The 20,350-nt window shown below is 70.7% G+C and carries 17 protein-coding genes and 1 pseudogene; 13 read left to right on the forward strand and 5 right to left on the reverse strand.

What is annotated here, in order from left to right:
- The first annotated feature begins 211 nt into the window (after positions 1-211).
- From NV263_RS16410 to pqqE, 12 genes and pseudogenes are all read left to right on the forward strand, one after another.
- Positions 212-4,123 carry an MFS transporter gene (locus NV263_RS16410; protein WP_263247173.1) on the forward strand — a complete coding sequence of 1,304 codons (3,912 nt, stop codon included), beginning with the start codon at positions 212-214 and terminating at the stop codon, positions 4,121-4,123.
- Between the two features lie 61 nt (positions 4,124-4,184).
- A complete protein-coding gene (locus NV263_RS16415; RefSeq protein WP_263247174.1) occupies positions 4,185-6,584 on the forward strand; it encodes a Hint domain-containing protein in 2,400 nt (799 codons plus the stop codon).
- Between the two features lie 61 nt (positions 6,585-6,645).
- Positions 6,646-7,621 (forward strand): annotated as a pseudogene (locus NV263_RS16420) (pirin family protein).
- A 470-nt stretch (positions 7,622-8,091) separates the two neighbouring features.
- Positions 8,092-8,553, forward strand: coding sequence for an MSMEG_3727 family PQQ-associated protein (locus tag NV263_RS16425; protein ID WP_263247175.1), 462 nt, complete (start codon positions 8,092-8,094; stop codon positions 8,551-8,553).
- 12 nt (positions 8,554-8,565) lie between these two features.
- Positions 8,566-10,251, forward strand: a complete 1,686-nt coding sequence (locus NV263_RS16430; protein ID WP_263247177.1) for a PQQ-dependent dehydrogenase, methanol/ethanol family — start codon at positions 8,566-8,568, stop codon at positions 10,249-10,251.
- Positions 10,252-10,266: 15 nt separating this feature from the next.
- Positions 10,267-10,368, forward strand: coding sequence for a pyrroloquinoline quinone precursor peptide PqqA (gene pqqA / locus NV263_RS16435; protein WP_263247179.1), 102 nt, complete (start codon positions 10,267-10,269; stop codon positions 10,366-10,368).
- Positions 10,369-10,384: 16 nt separating this feature from the next.
- Positions 10,385-11,308: a pyrroloquinoline quinone biosynthesis protein PqqB gene (gene pqqB / locus NV263_RS16440; RefSeq protein ID WP_263247180.1), complete on the forward strand. Its 924-nt coding sequence runs from the start codon at positions 10,385-10,387 to the stop codon at positions 11,306-11,308.
- Positions 11,305-11,988 (forward strand): pyrroloquinoline-quinone synthase PqqC, encoded by a 684-nt coding sequence (gene pqqC, locus NV263_RS16445; RefSeq protein WP_263254223.1) that lies wholly within the window; start codon positions 11,305-11,307, stop codon positions 11,986-11,988. Before pqqB ends, pqqC begins: the two co-directional genes overlap by 4 nt.
- Before the next feature lie 108 nt (positions 11,989-12,096).
- Positions 12,097-12,570, forward strand: a complete 474-nt coding sequence (locus NV263_RS16450) for a DoxX family protein (protein WP_263247181.1) — start codon at positions 12,097-12,099, stop codon at positions 12,568-12,570.
- A 101-nt stretch (positions 12,571-12,671) separates the two neighbouring features.
- Positions 12,672-12,809, forward strand: a complete 138-nt coding sequence (pqqA, locus tag NV263_RS16455) for a pyrroloquinoline quinone precursor peptide PqqA (protein WP_263247182.1) — start codon at positions 12,672-12,674, stop codon at positions 12,807-12,809.
- A 64-nt stretch (positions 12,810-12,873) separates the two neighbouring features.
- Positions 12,874-13,155: a pyrroloquinoline quinone biosynthesis peptide chaperone PqqD gene (gene pqqD, locus NV263_RS16460; RefSeq protein WP_263247183.1), complete on the forward strand. Its 282-nt coding sequence runs from the start codon at positions 12,874-12,876 to the stop codon at positions 13,153-13,155.
- Positions 13,148-14,257, forward strand: coding sequence for a pyrroloquinoline quinone biosynthesis protein PqqE (gene pqqE, locus NV263_RS16465; RefSeq protein WP_263247185.1), 1,110 nt, complete (start codon positions 13,148-13,150; stop codon positions 14,255-14,257). The genes pqqD and pqqE overlap by 8 nt, the downstream gene beginning before the upstream one ends.
- Here the strand turns inward: pqqE and NV263_RS16470 are convergent.
- Complete coding sequence (locus NV263_RS16470) at positions 14,217-15,203, reverse strand: sodium:calcium antiporter (RefSeq protein ID WP_263247187.1); 987 nt, start codon at positions 15,201-15,203, stop codon at positions 14,217-14,219. The two genes, pqqE and NV263_RS16470, sit on opposite strands and share 41 nt — an antisense overlap.
- Positions 15,204-15,398: 195 nt before the next feature.
- On the opposite strand from NV263_RS16470, the gene NV263_RS16475 reads away from it, so the two are divergent.
- Positions 15,399-15,812, forward strand: a complete 414-nt coding sequence (locus NV263_RS16475) for a hypothetical protein (protein ID WP_263247188.1) — start codon at positions 15,399-15,401, stop codon at positions 15,810-15,812.
- Here the strand turns inward: NV263_RS16475 and NV263_RS16480 are convergent.
- Genes NV263_RS16480 through NV263_RS16495 form a run of 4 tightly spaced genes read right to left on the reverse strand, consistent with a single transcriptional unit; the run spans position 15,805 to position 20,343 of the window.
- Complete coding sequence (locus NV263_RS16480) at positions 15,805-16,251, reverse strand: carboxymuconolactone decarboxylase family protein (protein WP_263247190.1); 447 nt, start codon at positions 16,249-16,251, stop codon at positions 15,805-15,807. The genes NV263_RS16475 and NV263_RS16480 overlap by 8 nt on opposite strands.
- Entirely contained in the window at positions 16,248-17,867 is a 1,620-nt protein-coding gene (locus NV263_RS16485) for a class I adenylate-forming enzyme family protein (RefSeq protein WP_450104033.1), read from the reverse strand. The genes NV263_RS16480 and NV263_RS16485 overlap by 4 nt, the downstream gene beginning before the upstream one ends.
- On the reverse strand, positions 17,864-19,555 hold the full coding sequence (locus tag NV263_RS16490; RefSeq protein ID WP_263247191.1) for a CoA transferase: 1,692 nt from the start codon (positions 19,553-19,555) through the stop codon (positions 17,864-17,866). The genes NV263_RS16485 and NV263_RS16490 overlap by 4 nt, the downstream gene beginning before the upstream one ends.
- Positions 19,552-20,343 carry a methyltransferase domain-containing protein gene (locus tag NV263_RS16495; protein WP_263247192.1) on the reverse strand — a complete coding sequence of 264 codons (792 nt, stop codon included), beginning with the start codon at positions 20,341-20,343 and terminating at the stop codon, positions 19,552-19,554. Before NV263_RS16495 ends, NV263_RS16490 begins: the two co-directional genes overlap by 4 nt.
- Positions 20,344-20,350 lie beyond the last annotated feature (7 nt).

The raw sequence follows: 20,350 nt of genomic DNA on the forward strand, positions 1-20,350 counted from the left end.
TGAAGGTTGCCGGACGACGCGGCCTTCACGTGGGGGCGTTGCTAACGTCTGGAGCGGTTCCGCACCAGCCGACGGCGATTGGGTGAACGCCATGTTCGACACGTATGCGTGGGCCCTGAACAAAAAAGAGGCCCAGGAGTTCGACCGCCGCGTAGCGCGAAGGCAGAAAGAACGGATCCAGGTCGAGAACGAACAGGATGAACTGGTCCGGGTGTTGTACCGCAACACCCGGACCTATTCCGTCGTGGACGCCGAGCCCGTTTTTCCGGACGACCGGTCCGAGAAAGCGGCGGCCACGCTGCCGAAAACGGTGACACTGGTCACACCCGACCCCGCCGATCCGTCCCGGGACCAGCTCTACATCGGGCCGTACCCGGTGCGCCGCAAGGACTTCTCCTACCAGCCGGAGCGACGCCTCGTCGAATTCCGCACGCACGACGGCACGACCGGAATATCCGGCAGTTTCGAATTCAGCCGCCTGCGGCTCGAAGCGTTCGGCACCATCGAATACGGCGACGTCCCGTTTACGGTCAGGTTGGTCGTGAAACCGCAGACCTACCACGTGCGGGTCTGCGAAGGCGCGGCATTCTTCTCCGGGGACGGCGGCGACTACATCTCCTGGAACGTCGACAGCGACGAATGGAAGAACGGCGAATGGAGCAAGGACGCCGTTCTGCATTTCACCTACGGTGTCAAGCAGGCACCCGCGCAACGGGGCGACGATCCGGAGCTGGTGTTCACGGCGAAATTCCGGGACTACAAGTCCGGCGAGGTCTGGGAACCGCCTACCGACGAGATCACGGGCGGTGTGCGCAAGGCCGAGGACGGGACCGACGAGATCACGTTCAGCCACCTGTACGGCCGTCCCCCGCAGAGCGTGAACAACCTGTTCCCGTACCGACTCCGCGCCGTCATGGCACCGTTCTCCGACACCTTCGAGGGCGGCATGGCCGTCGACATCGACGGGGACAAGGTCGTCTACGGCATCCAGGGCGAGTGGAGCGGCGGCCGGATCGGCGGGATGTACTACCTCAAGGCCCTCACCAAGCAGACCGACGCACCGCACGCCGTGATCGCCGTGCACGACGACACGATGTACATCAACGACGTCCCGGTGAAGAGCCGGGTGCAGGGCCGCAAGCTCGTCTGGTGGGGCTACCAGACCAACAAGGACGTGCCGCTGCCCGAGTCGGGCAGTCTGACGTTCTCACCGGACGGTGAGCAGATCGTCGCCACCGAGGGCCTCAAGGCCGAAGGCCGCCGGGTCGACCCCGAAACCGCGGCCCAGGCGTCCCCGGGCGTGGCGGGGACCGGGATCTTCATCGCGAAACGAACGGTGTCCTACCGCACGCTGTCCGTCACCGCGCTGCTGAACATGACGCCGCACGACGTCGAGGACGGCAAGGTCCACGACGCGGTCCAGAAAGCGGCCATGGAGGACTCCCACCAGATCCTGGTCAGCCGCATGGACCCGGACCTGCGCGCCAAGTTCATCGCCGCGAACCCACCGCTGCTCGATCCCGCGGTGGAGGCCATCGCCCGCCAGCCCGTCGACGGCATCAACCCGACCACCTGGTACGCCGGGCTGAGCGAGTCCTACGTCGCCGGTGCGCTGCGCGCGCACTCCGACAACCCGGGCGCCAGGAAGTTGAACGGCCGTCGCGCCAACGAGTGGTTCCGCAAGCAGTGCGAAACCGGCAAAGTGATGAGCGCGCACACCCGGGCGCTCTACGTCCGCCACCTCGAAAAGCGCTACACGACGTTCCGGGACTACCTGGACGACCAGAAGAACAAGGCGGAGGAGTACAAGCCGCAGATCGACGAGACCGTGGCGAAATGGGTCAGTAGGGCGCGGAACAGCTTCAGCGCGAGCAACGACGAGGACAAGGAGAAGCTGGAAGAAGTCATCACCAGGTACCAGAACCTGGGCACCTACGCCAAGGACCAGAAGCGCTACTGGGCGTTCGCGCTGTTCGCCACCGCCACCTCGGTCAGCCAGCTCAACAAGTACCTGGGCAACATCCTCAACGGCGACAGCGGGCTCGCCGTGGCCAAGGAGGTCGAGAAGGTCGCCGCCCTGCTGGGCGCGCTCGACCCCTCGGGGAAGATCGCCGGGGAGTACATGTACGTCCTGGGAGCCTTCAACATCACCAGCCTGCTGCCGCAGCTGTCCGACTACGCCACGTCGCACGACTACCTGGCGGCAGCTGTGCGGGAGACCATCCAGAAGTTCATCGAGAAGTACCAGAACAGCGACGACGAGGAGATGCGCAAACTCGCCAAGGAGCTGGCGGAGAAGGCCACCGCGGAGAACATCCGCGACCTCCTCGGCGTGCTGTCGAGCGTGTCGCGGTTGTCCGGCGAGTGGGCCGGGCTGATCGTCCGGTACGAGGAGGCCGTCGGCAAGCAGTTCCCCAAGCTCGTGGGGATCGCGCGGGTGATCTCGTACGCGGCGGCCGCGGCGATGATCTACTTCTTCGCCGCGGGCGTCGTGGACTGGGACGAGGTTCCCGACCAGCAGAAAGCCGTCATCATCGCCACGACCGTCTCGATGGTCGCGCAGATGGCCTCGATCGTGATCCGCAACGGACTGGCCGCCTACGAGGTCTTCAAGTCCGGCTACGGCTTCATGTCCATCGGCCGGGCGCTGCTGGGGCAGAGCTACATCGGCAAGATCAGTCTCGACGGCCTGGGCGGATTCCGGTCCTGGTTGTTGCAGAGCGGCATGCCGCGCAACACCTACAACCTCAAGATGGGGCAGCAGGCCATCCAGGCCGGGGTCAGCTCCGCCACCATTCCCGGGGCGGGCTCGGGGGTGTCGAAGGTGTCGGCGATCCACAAGATCTTCGGCCGGAACCTGACCGAGTTCATGTCCACCCGGTTCACCGCGGCGCTCGCGCTGGTGGGAATGGGGATCTCGATCTGGTCGCTCGTCGAGGGCAGCGGTGATCCCTACGAGACGACCGCCAACGCGCTGTTCCTGGCGGCGTCCACGCTGCAGTTCGTCGCCTCGGCCGGGGCGTGGGCCGTGTCGGCGGGACTTCTCGGCAGTCTCGGGGGTTTCGCGATCAGCACGATGTTGACGCTCATCTCCGTGCTGGGTGTGGTGGCGCTGATCGCGGGCGTGGTCTTCCTCATCCTGTGGTGGACGCGACCGAGGGAGACCGAGGTCGAGAAGTTCGCGGCGCGCTCGAACTTCTACAGCCCGCAGGAGGTCGACATCGACGACTTCGAGATCTACGAGCCGAGCGGTGGTGGCTCGGCCCGGGTGGCGCTGTCGATGGCCGCGCACGGCGACGACAAGCGGTGCATGCGGATCGAGGAGAACCGGACGCTGTCGCAGAAACCGTTCGACAAGACAGCGCGCACCGCGTTCTACCTCCACGTCGACGAGGAGGGCCGGGCGATGTTGCGCTCCCCCGTCGTGCAGGACGGCACGATCAGGGCCGTCGACCTGGTGCTGGACGACAACGGAAAGCTGGTCGTGCAGGACGCCGCCACGACCGACCGGGAGACCGACGAGAAGAAAAAGAAGCGGGCGCGGTGGCGTGCGGAACTGCAGGGCGGCATCGAGCGGGAGCAGATCCCTTCGCCCGACGGCGGCGGGAAGCAGACCGACGTGCTCAAAGCCGCGAGATTCCGGCTGTACAACGAGTACTGGTACCTCCAGACCGGGAAGAAGCGCTACCTCGACACCGATGGGACGACGGGGTGGAAGGCCACCGACGGCAGTGGCGCCACCGTTCGGCTCAGGATGGAGGTGCTCGGGTTCGAAGGTCTGCGGATGAACGACATCCACTGGACGACCAACCGGCGCAACCTGGAGCAGTACCCGTCGTTCGAGGTGCCGGGCAGCCAACCGATCGCTTTCTCGCTGAGCCCGGCGCTGCCGGCCGACTCGAACCTGGAATTCGACAGCGGGACCGGGCGGATCCGGATGAAGCCGTCGACGAAGGTCAAGCCGGTGCCGAAGGGGACGTACACCCTGACCGCCAAGGGACCCCAGAACCAGGATTCCGTCGAGTTCACCTTCGAGGTCAGCGATCCGGCGAAGCTGATGCCGCCGGAGGCCGTCACGCCCGAGCCGCGTCGAGCCGAAGAATCCCTCGTCGGCGTTTCGTGACCCCAGGTGCTCCGCGCCGCTCCGACGGCGCGGAGCACCCTTCCCCGCCTTGGAGCCAGGAATGACCGAAGCCATCACCCGAGTGGACAAGAAGGACGTCGAGGACTTCTTCGCGGCACTACCGGGACAGCACACCAACCCGATCGGCTCCGAGTCGCGGCGGCTGATCGTCAACCACGTCAAGGGATCCACCCCCGGCAACTACTCCCAGCTGATCGGCACGGGCCCGGCCTTCCGCGACCTGTTCTTCCCCGGCTACCGGCACGACTCCCGGCAGGATCGGCTGGCCAAGGAGACCGGGCTCAACGCCCAGTTCTGGTCCGATCTCGCGGTGACCGCGCTGTGCCAGCAGATCCACGAGGTCACCAGCAGACTCCGCCCGCAGATCCGCCGCGGCGACGTCGACCGCGATCTGCGCTCGGCCAACGACGTGCTCAAGAAGTCGTGCTTCACGTGGTACGCCTACCTCGCCACAAGCGCCGCCAGCAACATCGCCACGACGTTCGCGAAGTTCTCGACCGCCGAGGCGCGCAAGGAGGCGCTGGACCTCTACACCCGGTCGCTGACCTCCGAGGCGTGGATCAACGGCCGGTACCTCATGTGGTGCCAGGGCAACTGGGGCAATCAGCACTGGGAGCTGTACCACCACTGGATCAAGCTCTACATGCTGGGTGCCACCTTCAACGACGTCGACCGCACCATCCGGACGTGCATCGACAAGGGACTGCCCGTTCCCGGCGACCTCGGTCCGGCGCGGTCCTCGCACAGCGTCGCCGACCTGCCGCCCTGGGCGACGTGGTCGGCGTGGTGGTTCACCCGTGACCTCGGCGTGGCCGACTTCGCGGAGGCGGACGGCCCGATCAAAGCCGGCCGCTACAGCGGCGGGTTCTGGGGGTCGTGGCCGGTCTACCTGCCGGAGGACAACTCCTTCGAGTTCACCGCCAACGGCCAACCCGGCAGCAGGTACCGCAGCGTGCCCAGCGGCAGCTGCTTCGCGCCCGGTACCCAGGTCGTGCTCGCCGACGGAACCCTGCGCAACATCGAGGACGTGCGCGCGGGCGATGAGGTGAGCACGCCCAGCGGTCCTCGCCGGGTGCTGCTGGCCATGCGGGTTCCGCGCGAGGACCGCACGCTGCACCGGCTGGGCGACACCGGCTTCGCGTTCTCCGCCACCCACCCCTTCGTGCTGGCGCAGCGGGCGAACTCGGAGGAAGCCGACTACGGCGCGGCCGATCCCGAGGCGCTGAGCCGCAACGTGCCGACGTTCGCCCAGCACGGCGTCCGCTCGCTGCGCACCGATGCACCACCGGCGCTCGTGCGCCGCACCAGCTCGGGGACGGAGCCCTACCAGGCGCCACCGGCCCGACCGGATCCGGACCTGCGCCCGCAGTGGTTGCACGACCTCTACCTGGAGGTGGGCGAGGACGGGCTGTCGGAATACTTCGCGGGGGACACGACCACGCAGGTGCTGGTCAGCTCCGAGGCACCGCTGTTCGCGATCTCGCCGCTGCCCGCGCACGCCATCCTGACGATGCTGGAGGGTTCAGCCCCGCTGATCATGAAGAAGCTGGCTGACACACCGGACGAGAAGTTCCCGGACGCGGTCAACGAACTGGTGCACGCCACCGCGCACTCGCTGCTCGGGGAGATCGGTGCGGAACTGACCGCTCGTGTCGACAACCACACCGGGGATCTGCCACCGTTGCCGCCGCTGCACGAACGGGTTCGCCGGTTCGTCCAGTCCATTGAGGACCCGACCGGGTACAACGTGCGACTCGGTTTCCTCGTCGAGCGGTTCGTCGCCGAGTTCGCCCCGCTCACCCAGACCGCGATCCCGATGGGCTGGCGTTCCTTCGCGCTGGCACCGGCGACGAGCGGCACCGTGCTGTCGGTGACGGTGCACGGGATCCACGTGTTCGCCTCACCGGCGAAGCAGACCAAACTCACCGACGCCCGCATCCGCGTCGAACTGCGGCACGGCGAGGTGCTCGGCAGCGCGGAACTCCCGGTCTCGGTCAAGGACTCCACGATCGCCGGTTACTACGTCAGCAACGGCGTCGCCTACTTCTCCGCTTGGCGTCCCACGGTGCGGCCAGCCGACGAGGCTCCCGACGTGGCGCCGTGGGAGCTGGACATCGGTCTGGACAAGACCGACGGCACCCCGCTGATCCCGTTCACCGCCGACGTGTCGCTGCCTTGGCAGATCTCCTCCGGCTACGAGCAGTTCCGCTTCCCCGCTCATGATGCGGACGGCGACGTCGTCGGGCAGGTCCTGCTCGACGTGCGGGTGCTCACCGACGAGGGCTACGTCCGCGACAACGAGCGGCGCAACGCGTGGGAGACGAAGCGGGAGCCGGTCGTGGCGCACCACCTGGCCCAGTTGACCAACGAGTACATCGCGAAGGTGCTCAGCGACGAGCAGGACTCCTACCGGAAGCGCTGGACCAAGCAGCCCCGGTGACGGGTCGACCGGCTCGCCGAGGTGGCGGCTACGCTGGGCGGCGCGGGAGGGGAGATCGACGATGAGCAACCTCGACACGGCGCCGGCGGAGCTGACCTGCCGGAGCGCAGCGGACCGGGCCCACGCGCGCGGCAGCGCGCTCGAACCGCGGGAGGTGCCGCTCGGCGGGCCGCGCGGGATGACCGTGCGGCGCACGCTGCCGCAGCGGACTCGCTCGCTGATCGGCGCGTGGTGCTTCGTCGACCACTACGGTCCCGACGACGTGGCGACCACCGGGGGGCATGCGCGTCCCCGGGCACCCGCACACCGGGTTGCAGACGGTGTCCTGGCTGTTCGACGGGGTCATCGAGCACCGCGACACGGTCGGCTCGCACGCCCTCGTCCGCCCCGGCGAGGTCAACCTGATGACCGCCGGGTCCGGGATCGCGCACTCCGAGTTCTCCACGCCGGAGACGACCTCGCTGCACGGCGTGCAGCTGTGGGTGGCGCTGCCGGACGAGCACCGGTTCACCGAGCCCGCCTTCGAGCACCACGCCCCCTCCCCCGTCGACGCCGACGGCGCGCGGGTGCTGGTGTTCCTCGGTTCGCTGCTCGGCGAAACCTCCCCGGTCGAGACGTTCACGCCGCTGCTCGGCGCGGAGATCTCGCTGCGCCCCGGGCAACGCCTCGTCCTCGACGTCGACCCCGGGTTCGAGCACGGGGTGCTGGTCGACTCCGGGCACGTCACGGCGGCCGGGGTGCCCGGCGCTGCCGGGCAGCTGCTCCACTCGCCGCCCGGCGCGGACCGCCTGGTGCTGGACGCGGCGCCCGACGCACCCGCGCGCCTGCTGCTGCTCGGCGGGCAACCGCTGCGGGAGCGGATCGTGATGTGGTGGAACTTCATCGGGCGCACGCACGAGGAGATCGTCGAGTACCGCGAACGGTGGCAGCAGGCCCGTCGCGGTGAGTCCCCGGCGTTCGGCCCCTTCCCCGAGCAGTGGCAGCACACCCTGCCCGCTCCCGAACTCCCGAACGCCCGGCTCCGGCAGCGCGGCTGACACGTCCACTGAGGACACCTCGGGCGCTTTCCGCCGCACCCGCGCGGGCATCGGTGATTTCTTCCCGCGCGGCGCGGGAAAACGTCGTCCCGACCGCTCTCCCGCCAGCCTGGTACCGCCGTGCACTTCCGGCACGAGCGCACCGGAATGGCACAGCGGAACACCCGCGAACCACGGAATTCCGGGTGCACCGGCCGGATTTCCGCGCCTTACCAAAGCGAATCGGCGGAGTTACGCTTCCCCTGCGACGGGACACGCGGGACGGGGAGGTTCGGGTGGCCCGAGCACGGTAGTCATGCGACCGCCCGCGTCGTGACGGGATGGTCCACATCCTCGTCCGATTTCCTCGCTCGTTCCGGGGTGCCGATGTCGCGCACGTCGCCGACGGCTCCGACGCGCCCACCGGCACTGCGGACGCGTCCGCTCGCCGCCGCTGAGACGAGGCTTCTGGCGATCGGGAGGTGAGGCCGATGGCGACCACGGCGGAGCTGTCGGCGTTGGTGAGCGAGCTCGGACTGGACCACCAGAACCGGGCGACGCTGGGGCGACTCGTCGCCCACGGCAATCTCGGGCACGCCGAGGAGGACTCCGAAGGGCGCATGCACGCCCGGATCCGCATCCCACCCGACGAACTGGTCTGGGACCCGGCGATCCTGGTGATGCCGCACGGGGGCGACCTGGAACTGGAGATCGTCAACGACGACGAGAACACCCACTGCGCGTTGTTCCCGAGCAACGGGGACAGGCAGTTCATCTGGCTGCCGGTGCATTCTCGCGGGACGGCCGGCCTCAACCTCGACGGGCCGGGCTACTACTGGTACACGTCACCGATCGGCAACGACGAGGGCCGCGGTCTGATCGGCGCGATCGTGGTGCTCGGCGACGTCCCCCGGCAGGCCCGTCTCGACCGTCCGGACCAACCTCGACCGTAGGGAGGAGCGGCGATGACGGATTACGTCGATGCCGGACGGGCCGTCGGACAGGCGACCCTGAGCGGACTGGTCGGCACCGCGCCGCCGGTCGCGCAGGACGTCACCTACGACCGCATTCTCAACGCCCGCTCGGAACCGCAGAACTGGCTGACCTACTACGGCGCCTACGACGGCCAGCGGTACAGCCCGCTGGACCAGATCAACACCGCGACCGTGCGGCGGCTGACACCGGCCTGGGTGTTCCAGTCCGGCTCGGCCGGACTGCACGCGGGCCCGTCGACGTACTCGTTCGAGGCCGCCCCGATCGTCGTGGACGGGGTCATGTACGTCTCCGGCTGGGACGGCTGGGTGTGGTCCATCGACGCCCGCACCGGGCAGGAATTGTGGCGCTACAAGCACGAGGTGCCCTACGACACGTCGTTGTGCTGCGGCAACGTCAACCGGGGCGTCGCGGTGGCGCAGGGCAAGGTCTTCGTGGTCACGCTGAACGCCCACGTGATCGCGCTCGACGCCACCAACGGGCGGTGCGTGTGGGACGCGACCTACGGCGACGTGCGCGCCGGGGAGAGCGCCACGGTCGCACCGCTGGTCGTCAAGGACAAGGTCGTCGTGGGCAGCTCCGGCGGGGAGTTCGGCGTGCGCGGACACCTCGACGCCTTCGAACTGGAGACCGGGCGCCACGCGTGGCGCACCTACACGGTGCCCAAGCCCGGCGAACCCGGTTCGGACACCTGGCCGGACGGTCCGGCCTGGACCCGGGGTGGCGGGAACTGCTGGGTCACCGGGACCTTCGACCCGGAGCTGAACCTCATGTACTGGGGCACCGGGAACCCGGCCCCGGACTTCGACGGTGAGGTCCGCGCGGGCGACAACCTGCACACCGACAGCCTGATCGCCGTCGACCCGGACAACGGCGAGATCCGCTGGCACTACCAGTACAACCCGCACGACCTGTGGGACTACGACAGCACCATGGAACACATCCTGTTCGAGCTCGACGGGCGCAGGGTCCTGGCGCACTTCGACAAGAACGGGTACTTCTACGTCCTCGACCGCACCAACGGCGACCTGGTCCGGGTGGCGCCGTTCGTGGACCGGATCACCTGGGGCGAGGTCGCCCCCGACGGGACGATCACCCCCCGGATCTACCCGGAGGAGGAGGGCGTCCCGGTCCACTTCTGGCCCGGCCCGGCCGGCGCCAAGGAGTGGACGCACGCCGCCTACAGCCAGCGGACCGGGCTGCTCTACGCCCCGGTCCAGGACGTCGGCGCGGAGGTCACGCGGCGGCGCCGGGAGTTCAAGGAAAGCATCCCCTACTGGGGCGCGAGCGTCACCGTGGACTCCCGGGACATGAGCGGGTCCATCTCCGCCTTCGACCCGGCCACCGGCGGCGAGGTGTGGCGCTGGCGCAACAACGTCCCGATGTGCTCGTCGGTGCTGGCCACCGGCGGTGACCTGGTGTTCGCCGGGGAACCCAGCGGGGAGTTCGACGCGTTCGACGCGCGCAGCGGCGAGCTGTTGTGGCAGTTCCAGACCGGGTGCGGGCACCACAGCAGCCCGACGACCTACAGCGTCGACGGGCGGCAGCACATCGCCGTCCCGGTCGGTTGGGGCGCGTGGGTCGAAGGCTTCCTGCCCACGATGCTCGGCGCGCCGCACGGCGACGCCCTGTTCGCATTCGCCTTGCCGGAAGACTGAGAGGGGGTGCCGGTGATGGAGTCCGCGACCGAGCTCCTGGATTGGGAGGCACCCGAGTTCGAGGAGATCGGGTGCGCGGCCGAGGTGACGATGTACGTCGCGCACTGGGAGGACTGACGGTCGAGGACGCCGGATGCGTTCCGGCGTCCTCGACACGCGGGAGGACCTGATGTGGGTGCGGGTGCTCGGATCGGCGGCGGGCGGCGGCTTCCCGCAGTGGAACTGCGCCTGCCCGACCTGCCGCGCCGCCCGGGACGGCTCCCGGCCGTGCCTGCCGCGCACCCAGTCGTCGATCGCGATCACCGCCGACCGGCGGCGGTGGTACCTGATCAACGCCTCCCCCGACCTGCGGGCGCAGATCGAGTCCTGCCCCGACCTGCATCCGCGCGGCGGCCGGGACACGCCGATCCGCGCGGTGCTGCTCACCGACGCCGAGATCGACCACACGCTCGGCCTGCTGCTGTTGCGGGAGGGACGGGCCCTGGAAGTGCACGCCACCCCGGCCGTGCGGGAGACCCTGTGCTCGGGAACGGCGGTGCTGCGCACCCTGCAGGCGTTCTGCCCGGTCACGTGGCGACCGGTGGTGCCGGGCGCGGAGACCTCCCTCGGGGACGGCCTGTCCTACCGGGCGTTCGACGTGCCGACCGGCAAACCCGACCGCTTCGCGGTCGGCGGCGACCAAGGCCGCGTCGTCGGCTACCGCCTCATCGACGCGGCCACCGGCCGGACCGCGGTGTACCTGCCGGGCGTGCCGGAGTTCACCGCCGAGGTGCGCGCGGAACTCGACGACTGCTCCTGCCTGCTCGTGGACGGAACCTGCTGGCGCGACGACGAACTGCTCGACCTGGCAGGCAAGACCGCTCGCGACATGGGACACCTGCCGGTCGGCGAGCCCGGCGGCAGCCTCGACCAGCTGGCCGCGCTGCCCGTCGAACGCCGGATCTACGTGCACATCAACAACACCAACCCGATGCTGCTGGACGACTCGCCCGAACGGCGCGCCGTCGAGCGGCGCGGCGTGGAGGTCGCCGCGGACGGACTGGAGGTGCGGCTCTGACGACGGACACCGACGGCTTCGTCGCCGCACTGCGCGCCCAGTCGCGGCGCTACCACGACCGGCACCCGTTCCACGTCCGGATGAACGCGGGACGGTTGAGCCGGCCACAGCTGCGGGGCTGGGTGGCCAACCGCTTCTACTACCAGGCCGCCATCCCCCGCAAGGACGCCGCCATCCTCGCCAACTGCCCGGACCGCGAGGTCCGGCGCCGGTGGGTGCGCCGCGTCCTCGACCACGACGGCACGGCGGGCGAGGAGGGCGGCATCGAAGCGTGGCTGCGGCTGGCGGAGGCGGTCGGGCTGACCCGCGAGGAGGTCTGCGACGAGCGGCACCTCGTCCCCGGCGTGCGGTTCGCCGTCGACGCCTACGTCACCTTCGCCCGCACCCGCCCCTGGGTGGAAGGCGTGGCGTCCTCGCTGACCGAGCTGTTCGCGCCGGACCTGATGGCCGAGCGCCTCGCCGCGTTCGAGCGGTGCTACCCGTGGATCGCCCCCGACGGGCTGGCCTACTTCCGGGCCCGCCTCCGCCAGGCGCCGCGCGACTCCGAGCACGCGCTGCGGGTGGTCACCGAGCACTGCCGCACCGCGGACGAGCAGCAGCGCGCCGTGGCGGCGCTGGCGTTCAAGTGCGACGTGCTGTGGAGCGTCCTCGACGCCATCGACCACGCCTTCCCGGACTGATCGCTGCCGTGCGGTGGGGGACGTTGTGCTCTGGCCGTCACCCCGCGGCGGTTGGGACTTTCGCGACCGACGACGCGTGGAGTCCCACACCGGTTGGAGGTGACGGGGATGACGGGTGTGTCGCGAGAACCGCGTGAGCGCCTGGGCGGAGTCGTGCTGTCCGTGGTGCGGATCATCATCTCGTTCCTGTTCCTGCTGCACGGGGCGGCCGCCCTGTTCGGGGTGCTGACCCCGGGCGGCATGCCGACGCCGGTGGGGCTGTGGCCGTCCTGGTGGGCGGGTCTGATCCAGTTCGTCGGCGGCGCGCTGGTGCTGGTCGGCCTGTTCACCACCCCGGTCGCGCTGCTGTGCTCCGGGAGCATGGCGTACGCCTACTTCACGGTGCACCAGCCCCGCGGCCTGCTCCCGATCCAGAACGCCGGTGAACTGGCCGCGCTGTACTCCTGGTTCTTCCTGCTGTTCGCGGCGCTGGGAGCCGGTCCGTTCGCCCTCGACGCGCTGCTGCGCCGACGGCGGCGGGCGCACGCGCCGGTCAACGCGACCGCGGACGAGACCCCGGGAACCGGGGATGCGCGCCCCTGACGGCGGCCGCCACGCGGAGTTATCCTGCACGTGCGCGGGAGCCGTCCAGCCAACCGCCACCGCACCTCCGGGCTCGGCCCGAGGGAGAGGAGGTGCCAGTCATGGAATCCGAGAGCACCCGGTCCGCACTCACGTGGGAGCCGCCGAAGTTCGACGAGGTCGAATGGCGGACGCCGGATTTCGAGGAACTCGTGTGCTCGTCCGAGGTGACGATGTACATGATGCGGATGCAGGACTGACGCCAGGACGTCGGGCGCCGGAGGTGTTGCGGCGCCCGGCCGCCCGCGACGGAGGGCCCCGGCGATGAACGCGGAGCTGCGATCGTCGAGCCGGCCCAGACTGGCCTCGCACGTCCGGCTGGGCATGGACCGGGTCCGCGAGGAATACGTGCTGATGGGACCGGAGTCGGTCCTGGTGCTGAACCCGACCGGCGCCTCGGTGCTGGACCTGTGCGACGGGCGGCGCACGATCGCCGAGATCTCGGAGTCGCTGCGCGGCCGCTACGACCGCGTCGCCGACGACGAGATCGCCGACTTCCTCACCCGCCTCGTCGCCAAACGATGGGTGGAGATCGACGGTGACTAGACCGTACGGACTGCTCGCCGAGCTGACCTACGCGTGCCCGCTGCACTGCCCGTACTGCTCGAACCCGCTCAACCTGGGCGACTACCGCGACGAACTGACCACCGAGCAGTGGCAGCGGGTGCTCACCGAGGCCCGCGAGCTCGGCGTGCTGCAACTGCACCTGTCCGGCGGCGAACCGCTCCAGCGGCGCGACGTCGTGGAGATCGTGCGGCACGGCAGCCGGTTGGGCCTGTACACCAACCTCATCACCAGCGCCGTCGGGCTCTCCCCGCGCCGCGCCGAGCAGCTGCGCGAGGCCGGACTGGACCACGTGCAGATGAGCATCCAGGCGCACGAGGCCACCGCCTCCGACCGGATCGCCGGGACGCCGTCGTTCGAGCGCAAGGTCTCGGCGGCGCGGCTGGTGAAGGAGCTGGGCTGGCCGCTCACGCTCAACGTGGTGCTGCACCGGCACAACATCGACCACGTCGGCGACGTCCTGCGGCTGGCCGAGGAGCTGCGCGCCGACCGCATCGAGCTGGCCAACACCCAGTACTACGGCTGGGCGCTGCTCAACCGGGGCGCGCTGCTGCCCAGCCGGGCGCAGGTCGACCGGGCCGAAGCGGTGGTGCGCGCCGCCCGCGACCGGCTGCGCGGGCAGGTGGAGATCACCTACGTGCTGCCCGACTACTACGAGCAGTACCCCAAGCCCTGCATGGACGGGTGGGCCCGGCGCCAGCTCACCGTGATGCCCAACGGCGACGCCCTGCCCTGCCCCGCTGCCCAGGTGCTGCCGCTGCCCCGGGCGAACGTGCGGGAGCACTCCGTGGAGTGGATCTGGACGCGGTCCCCGCTGTTCCAGCGGTTCCGCGGCACCGACTGGATGCCCGAACCGTGCCGGAGCTGCCCGCGCCGCGAGATCGACTTCGGCGGGTGCCGGTGCCAGGCGTTCCTGCTCACCGGCGACGCGGCCCGCACCGACCCGGTCTGCGTGCTGTCCCCCGACCACGGCATCGTGGTCGACGCGGTCCGCGCCGCGGGCGAGGGGGACGCGCTCGTGCCGCGCCCGAACCCGCGCCGCGTCACGTCTGGACGGGAGCGCTCCCGAACAGCGCGAAGCTGACGGCCCAGTAGGCGACGTACAGGCCGAGCAGCACGACGCCGTGCCACCGCCGCACCCGCCCGGTGCCGAGGAAGCAGGCGGCCAGCGCGGTCATCACCACGAGCGCGGGCAGGTGCCACCGGAGCACGTCCGGTCCGACCACGATGCTGCCGCCGGACAGGATGATGACCGCGAGCTTGCCGGTGACGGAGAAGACGAGGCTGCCGATGACGTTGCCGACCCCGATCGCCGGAACCCCTTTGCGGAACGGCTCCACGGTCAGGAAGACGTCCTCGATGGACAGCGCGGCGGTGACGATCGTCGCCCCGAACACGGTCCCCTCGATGCCGTAGCTGTGCAGAATTCCCCGGGTCCCGGTGCTCGTGGTCGCCGCGCCGATGAGCAGCCCGGCCAGCGCCACCACCGCGAGTCCGAGGCTCGCCCAGCCGGGCAGTCGCCGTTCCCGGGCGAACGGCTGTTCCGACTCCGCCAAGCCTTCGTAGATCTCCGGGTTGCGGAAGGTCGGCGTCCTGCGCCGGGTCTCCCGCACCGCGATGTAGGCGATGAACAGGGCGAACAGGACGAGCAGCACGATCCCGTGCACCGCGGTGAGCGGTGCGGTCAGCACGAACGCGGCCATGGCCAGCGGCGCGGCGACGAACAGCGCCAGGTAGTCGCGCGGCGGCTCCACCTCGACCGGGGCGATGAGCGCGGCGAGCGCGAGGACGAGCCCGGAGTAGGAGAGGGCGGTGCCGAACACCAGTCCCAGCGCCACGTCGCCGAGGTCCTCGACGTTGAGCGCGACGCCGAGCACGACGTCGTCGAACTCGATGCCGGTGAACAGCACGGCGAGCAGGAACACCGAGACCCGCAGACCGCTCGCCGCGCCGACGAGGTTGCCCACCAAGCGCTCGGCGCTGAACACCAGCAGCGCCGCGCCGGACACGAAGATGAAGATCGAGGTCACACCCGCTCCTCCTCGCCGGACGGCTCGCGGCGCAGGCAAAGCTAACCGAGCACCGACCAGCCCGCCGTCCGGCGCGGAGCCGCTCGACGGTTCAGCGGGTCGCGGCTACCATCCGTGCGGCGCGACGTCGGTCCGAGCGGGGGGTGGGGACCTCCGGGGCCGGACCTCGGACCGACCGCACGGGAGGGGGTCAGCGTGCTCGCCACGAGGTGTCTGCGCGTCGGACTGGTGCTGCTGGCCCTGATCGAAGGCATCCCCTCGCTGTGGGCCGCGCTCGCGCCGCTGTCGTTCTACCGCGACTTCCCCACGCCGGACCGGTCCTGGCTGACGCTGTTCCCGCCGTACAACGAGCACATGACGCACGACTTCGGGCTCATCGCCCTGCAGTTCGTGGTCGTGCTCGGCTTCGCCGCCGTCTCGGTGGAACGCCGGCTGGTCCGCGTGGTGCTGATCGCCTCGCTCGTGTTCAACGTCCCGCACTGCGTCTACCACCAGCGCCACCTCGTCGAAGGCAGCGACGTGCACGTGCAGTTCGCCTCGCAGGTGGTCCCGATCGTGCTGGCCGTGGTGCTGCTGGTGGTCAACGAGCGGCGGGCGGTGGTCAGTTGAGCGAGGACATGCTGATCGCCAACCGGTTGTAGGTGTTGATCAAGGCGACCGTCCACACCAGACCGACCAGCTGCTTCTCGTCGAAGTGCTGTTCGGCCGGGAGGTAGTCCTCGTCGGGAACGCCGCCGTCGAGCCGGGTGATCGACTCGGCCAGGCGCAGCGCCGCGCGCTCGCGGTCGGTGAACAGGTCCGAGTCCGGCCAGTTCGGCAGCGCCCGCAGCCGTTGCTCCGACTCGCCCTCGTCGAGGGCCTGCCGGGTGTGCGTCGACTGGCAGAAGCCGCAGCCGTTGATCTGCGACGCCCGCAGCCGGACCAGTTCGAGCAGCCCGGCGTCCACACCGGAGTCGCGGGCGTTGGCCTCGGCTTGCCGGGTCAGCTGGTTCAGCGCCTCGAACGTCGAGGGCGTCAACCGGGGCAGGTCGAAACGGGTCTCGCTCATCTCGTCAGCTCCCTGGGTCGGGTGGTGCGTTCGGTGGCCATCGCCGTGACCGTGCGGCGGCACACCTTGCCGGTCGGGGCGAGCGGCAGTTCCGGTAGCCGCAGCAGGAACTCCGGCAGCTTGCGGCGTTCCAGGCCGCGGTCTCGTTCGAGGAACGCCGTGAGGTCGGCCAGCGACAGCTCGGGAGCTCCGGCGGACTGGCTGATGCAGGCGCACAGGCGTTCCCCGAGGTCGTCGTCGGGCACGGGCACGCAGGCCACGTCGACGACGCCGGGGTGCGTGCTGATCTCGCGCTCGACCTCGGCCGGGCTGATCTTGTACCCGCCTCGGGAGACGACCTGTTCGAGCCTGCCGAGCACGTGCAGCCTGCCGCGCTCGTCCAGCACGCCCCGGTCGCCGCTGCGCACCCACCCGTCCGGGGTGCGGTGGCGGGCGTCCAGCTCGGGTCCGGCGACGTAGCACAACGGGGTCATGGGACCGCGCGCCCAGACCTCCCCCGGCTCGCCGGGACGCACGTCGCGGCCCTGCGGGTCCACGATCCGGATCTCGGCGACCGCCGGGTCCGGGATCCCCGTCCCGCTGTCCGTGCCGGTCCGGGCGGTGTGGCAGTTGATGCCGTCCGACGAGCCGTAGATGGTGATCACCCGGCACCCGAAGCGGCGGCGGCACGCCTGCGCGGTCACGTCGGACAGCGGCGCCGCGCTGGACACGACCGCGCGCAGGCTGGACAGGTCCTCGTCCGGCTGCGCGGGCTGCTCGGACAGCCGCCGCAGCATCGTCGGCACCCCGAACAGGTGGGTCGGGCGGTGCCGCGTGACCAGGCGCAACGCCTCGGCCGGGTCGAACCGGTCGGCCAGCACGAGCGTCGCGCCGAGCGCGGCGATGCTCACCGACGTCGCGCAGGACCCGTACCCGGAGGACATCTTCATCAGCACCAGCCCGCGCATCGGGCCGTCCCCGTCGTGCAGGGCGCGCACGTAGTTGGCCCGGCCGCCGCCCATCGCGTTGTGCGAGTACGCGATCATCTTCGGTTCCGACTGGGACCCCGAGGTGACCAGGATCCGGGCGGGTGCCTCCGGGTCGACCGGTTCGGCGCACCAGTCCCCGGGGTCCGGGAGGTCGTCCAGCGAACCGCCCGGGGCGAAGGTGAACACGGCGCGCATGTCCGGGAGACCGCGGGCGACCTCCGCGTCCTCGGCCGCCGCGAAGATCCCGGCGGCGGCCCGCGACCTGCCCAGCAGGCTCAGCGTGTCCCGGGTGCCGGAGCCCGCCGGGTACGGCAGGGCGACCGCACCGACGGCCGCGACGGCCAGTTCGGCCACGGCCATCCGCCACCCGTTGGGCATGCGGATGCCGATGATGTCGCGCGCGCCGAGCCCGGCGGCCGACAGCGCGGCGGCGACCTTGCGGACCTCCCGGTCCAGTGCCGCGTAGTCGAGCACGCGCTCGGCATCGATGATCGCCTCGCGTTCCGGGTGGGCGCGCACCTGCTCGCGGAACAGGCCGTACAGGTCGCGGCCCGGGCAGTCGCCCTGTCGCACCCACCTGCGACGCAGCTCGGCCGGTACGAGGTCGCGGATTTCGATCCCGTTCCGGGACATCCAGCGGTCGGTCACGAGAACTCCCAGGGGGACAACGGGTGGACGTGCGTGGTGCGGCCGAGCGCGCGTTCGAACCGCGGGTCCTCGGCCAGCGCCCGCAGGTCGGTGCACACCGGCGTGGCGACCACACCGGCGTCGGCGAGCAGTTCGGTCCAGACCTCGGTGGGCCGGTCGCGCAACCGCGCGGCCACCTCGCCCGGGGTGCCGCCGGCCGCCGCCAGCCCGAGCGGTCCGGCGACGTCGCCGGGCGCCATGTCGCGCGGCAGCACCAGGTAGCCGTCCGCGGTCCGCAGCGGGCGGTCGAGCACCGTCCACACCGGACGGTGAACTCCGCGGGGCACCACTCCGGAGGCCGAGAACAGCGAACTGTCCACACGGGACCCCCGCCCGGTGCGCACCCGGCGGAGCAGCGACGCCAGCACGCCCTGGGCGCAGACCATCCCGCCCAGGATGTCGGTGAGCGTCATCAGCGACGGCATGCTCGGCTCGTCCCCCGGGTACGCGGCCGCGCCGAGACCGCTGTGCGCCTGCACCAGGAAGTCCGTGCCCAGCGGCAGTTCCGGCCAGGACAGCGGTTCCCACCCGGACGCCCACGCGTAGGTCAGCCCGGGGCTGGCGCGGACCAGGTCCTCGGCGTCCAGACCGAGCTGCTCGGCCTTGCCGGGAGCCCAGTTGTGCACGAACGCGTCCGCCCCGGCCACCAGTTCGCGCAGCTCGCGCTGTCCGGCGGGGGACTTGATGTCCACCTCCACCGCGCGTTTGCCGTCGTTGAGGGCGCGGAAGCGGACCGAGCAGTCCCCCGCCATCGGCGGGATGCCCCGCATCGGGTCGCCGCCGGGCGGTTCGACTCGGATCACCTCGGCGCCCAGCAGGCGCAGCACGTGCCCCACCAGCGGGCCCTGGATGCGGCGCGTCGACTCCACCACGACGAGCCCGTCGAGCGGTGCCTCACCGCGCTTCTCCGACTCGCGCGTCGCGGTGCCCGGCAGCGGGCGCAGCCCGCACGCGGGAACTTCCACCGGTGGCGAGGGAACGTCCCGGACCGGCAGCACGCTGACCCCGACGGCGGCGGTCGCCGCCGCCACCACGGCCTCGTAGTCGGTGTTCCGCGCGGTGGCGTGCAGCGCCTCCGGCAGGTGCCCCGCCGCGGTCGCGAACCGCTGCTGGAACGGCCACCAGCCCTCGGCGACCGCCTCGCGGTCGGCACCGAGCTCCTGCCAGAACCGGCGCCAGCCCTCGGCGTAGAGGGTCTCGACTTCGAAGCGGACCCCGTCGCGGCTGGTGAACGGCGGACGGCCACCGGGTTCCCACCGCTCCGCCCAGTCGTCGTCGGTGGTGGCCACGGCGAGGTACTGCTGCACCGCCAGCAGCGCCGCGTCGGCCACCGACGTGCGCACCGCGGTGAGCCGCGCGCCGCGCACCCGGGCGATCGACGCCGCGAGCACGCCCTGGACCGCGAGGACCCCGGCCAGCACCGAGGCGTAGTCGACGCCGAGCCGTTGCGGCCGGCCTGCGGCCCGGCCGTGGACGTGCATGATCCCGCACGCCGCCTGGACGGCGAGTTCGTCCGCCAGCGGAAGGTCGACCCGGCCCGCCCAGTCGACGTCGCTCACCAGCGGATCGGCGGCGTACTCACCCGACAGGGCCCCGAGCTGCTCGGCCGCGACCAGCCCCGCCACGTCCGCCGTCAACGTCGTCGTCACGCCAGCTCCTTCCGACCCTGCACCGAGTACATGAGGCTGGACGAGGCGCGGAAGGACGGATCGCGCATCACCGCCCGCACCTCGGCCAGTTCCTCGTCGGTCATGCCGACCGACAGCAGTCCGTCCCGCAGGTGGTAGGTGTGGTGCACCTGCAACAGCAGGTCGGCCGACTCCGGGTGCCGCGGCCGGACGTACGGGCGCGGATCGATGTCGACCAGTCCGGCCGCGCTCATCACCCGGGCGGCCCGGCGCCCCCACTCCGGGTCGGCTCCTGCTCTGCGCATCAACGTCTTCTTGGCTGCCAGGAACTTCTCGTACAGCCGCGCGGACCGCTCGTCCGGGGTGAGCAGCACCGGTTCGTAGGAGGTGTCGAACTCCTCGATCTGCAGCCAGCCGCCCGGTTTCAGCGCCCGGACGAGCTTGGCCACCACAGCGTCCCGCTCCGGGAGGTGTTGCAGCAGCAACCGGACCACGACCAGGTCGAAGTGCTCGTCCGGGAGCGGATCGGCGGTGATGTCGTGCACCGCCGCCGTCAGGTTCGGGTGACCGCCGACGTCGACGGGTGTGACGTCGGTGGCCAGCACGCTGCCGGTGGGCGCGACCCGGTCGGCGAGCCAGCGCGCGATGGTGCCGCCGCCGGTGCCCACGTCCAGGCAGCACCAGCCGTCCGCGACCCCGGTGGCGGCGAGCCGTTCGGTGGTCATCGCGTCGTGCGCGGTGGCGATGCACCGGTGTTGCTCGCCGCTGTGCGGGTTCGCGTTGTCGAAGACGTAGCCGACGCGCGTCATCAGCAGC

Source organism: Saccharopolyspora rosea, from assembly GCF_025643595.1.
GTDB classification, from domain to species: domain Bacteria; phylum Actinomycetota; class Actinomycetes; order Mycobacteriales; family Pseudonocardiaceae; genus Saccharopolyspora; species Saccharopolyspora rosea.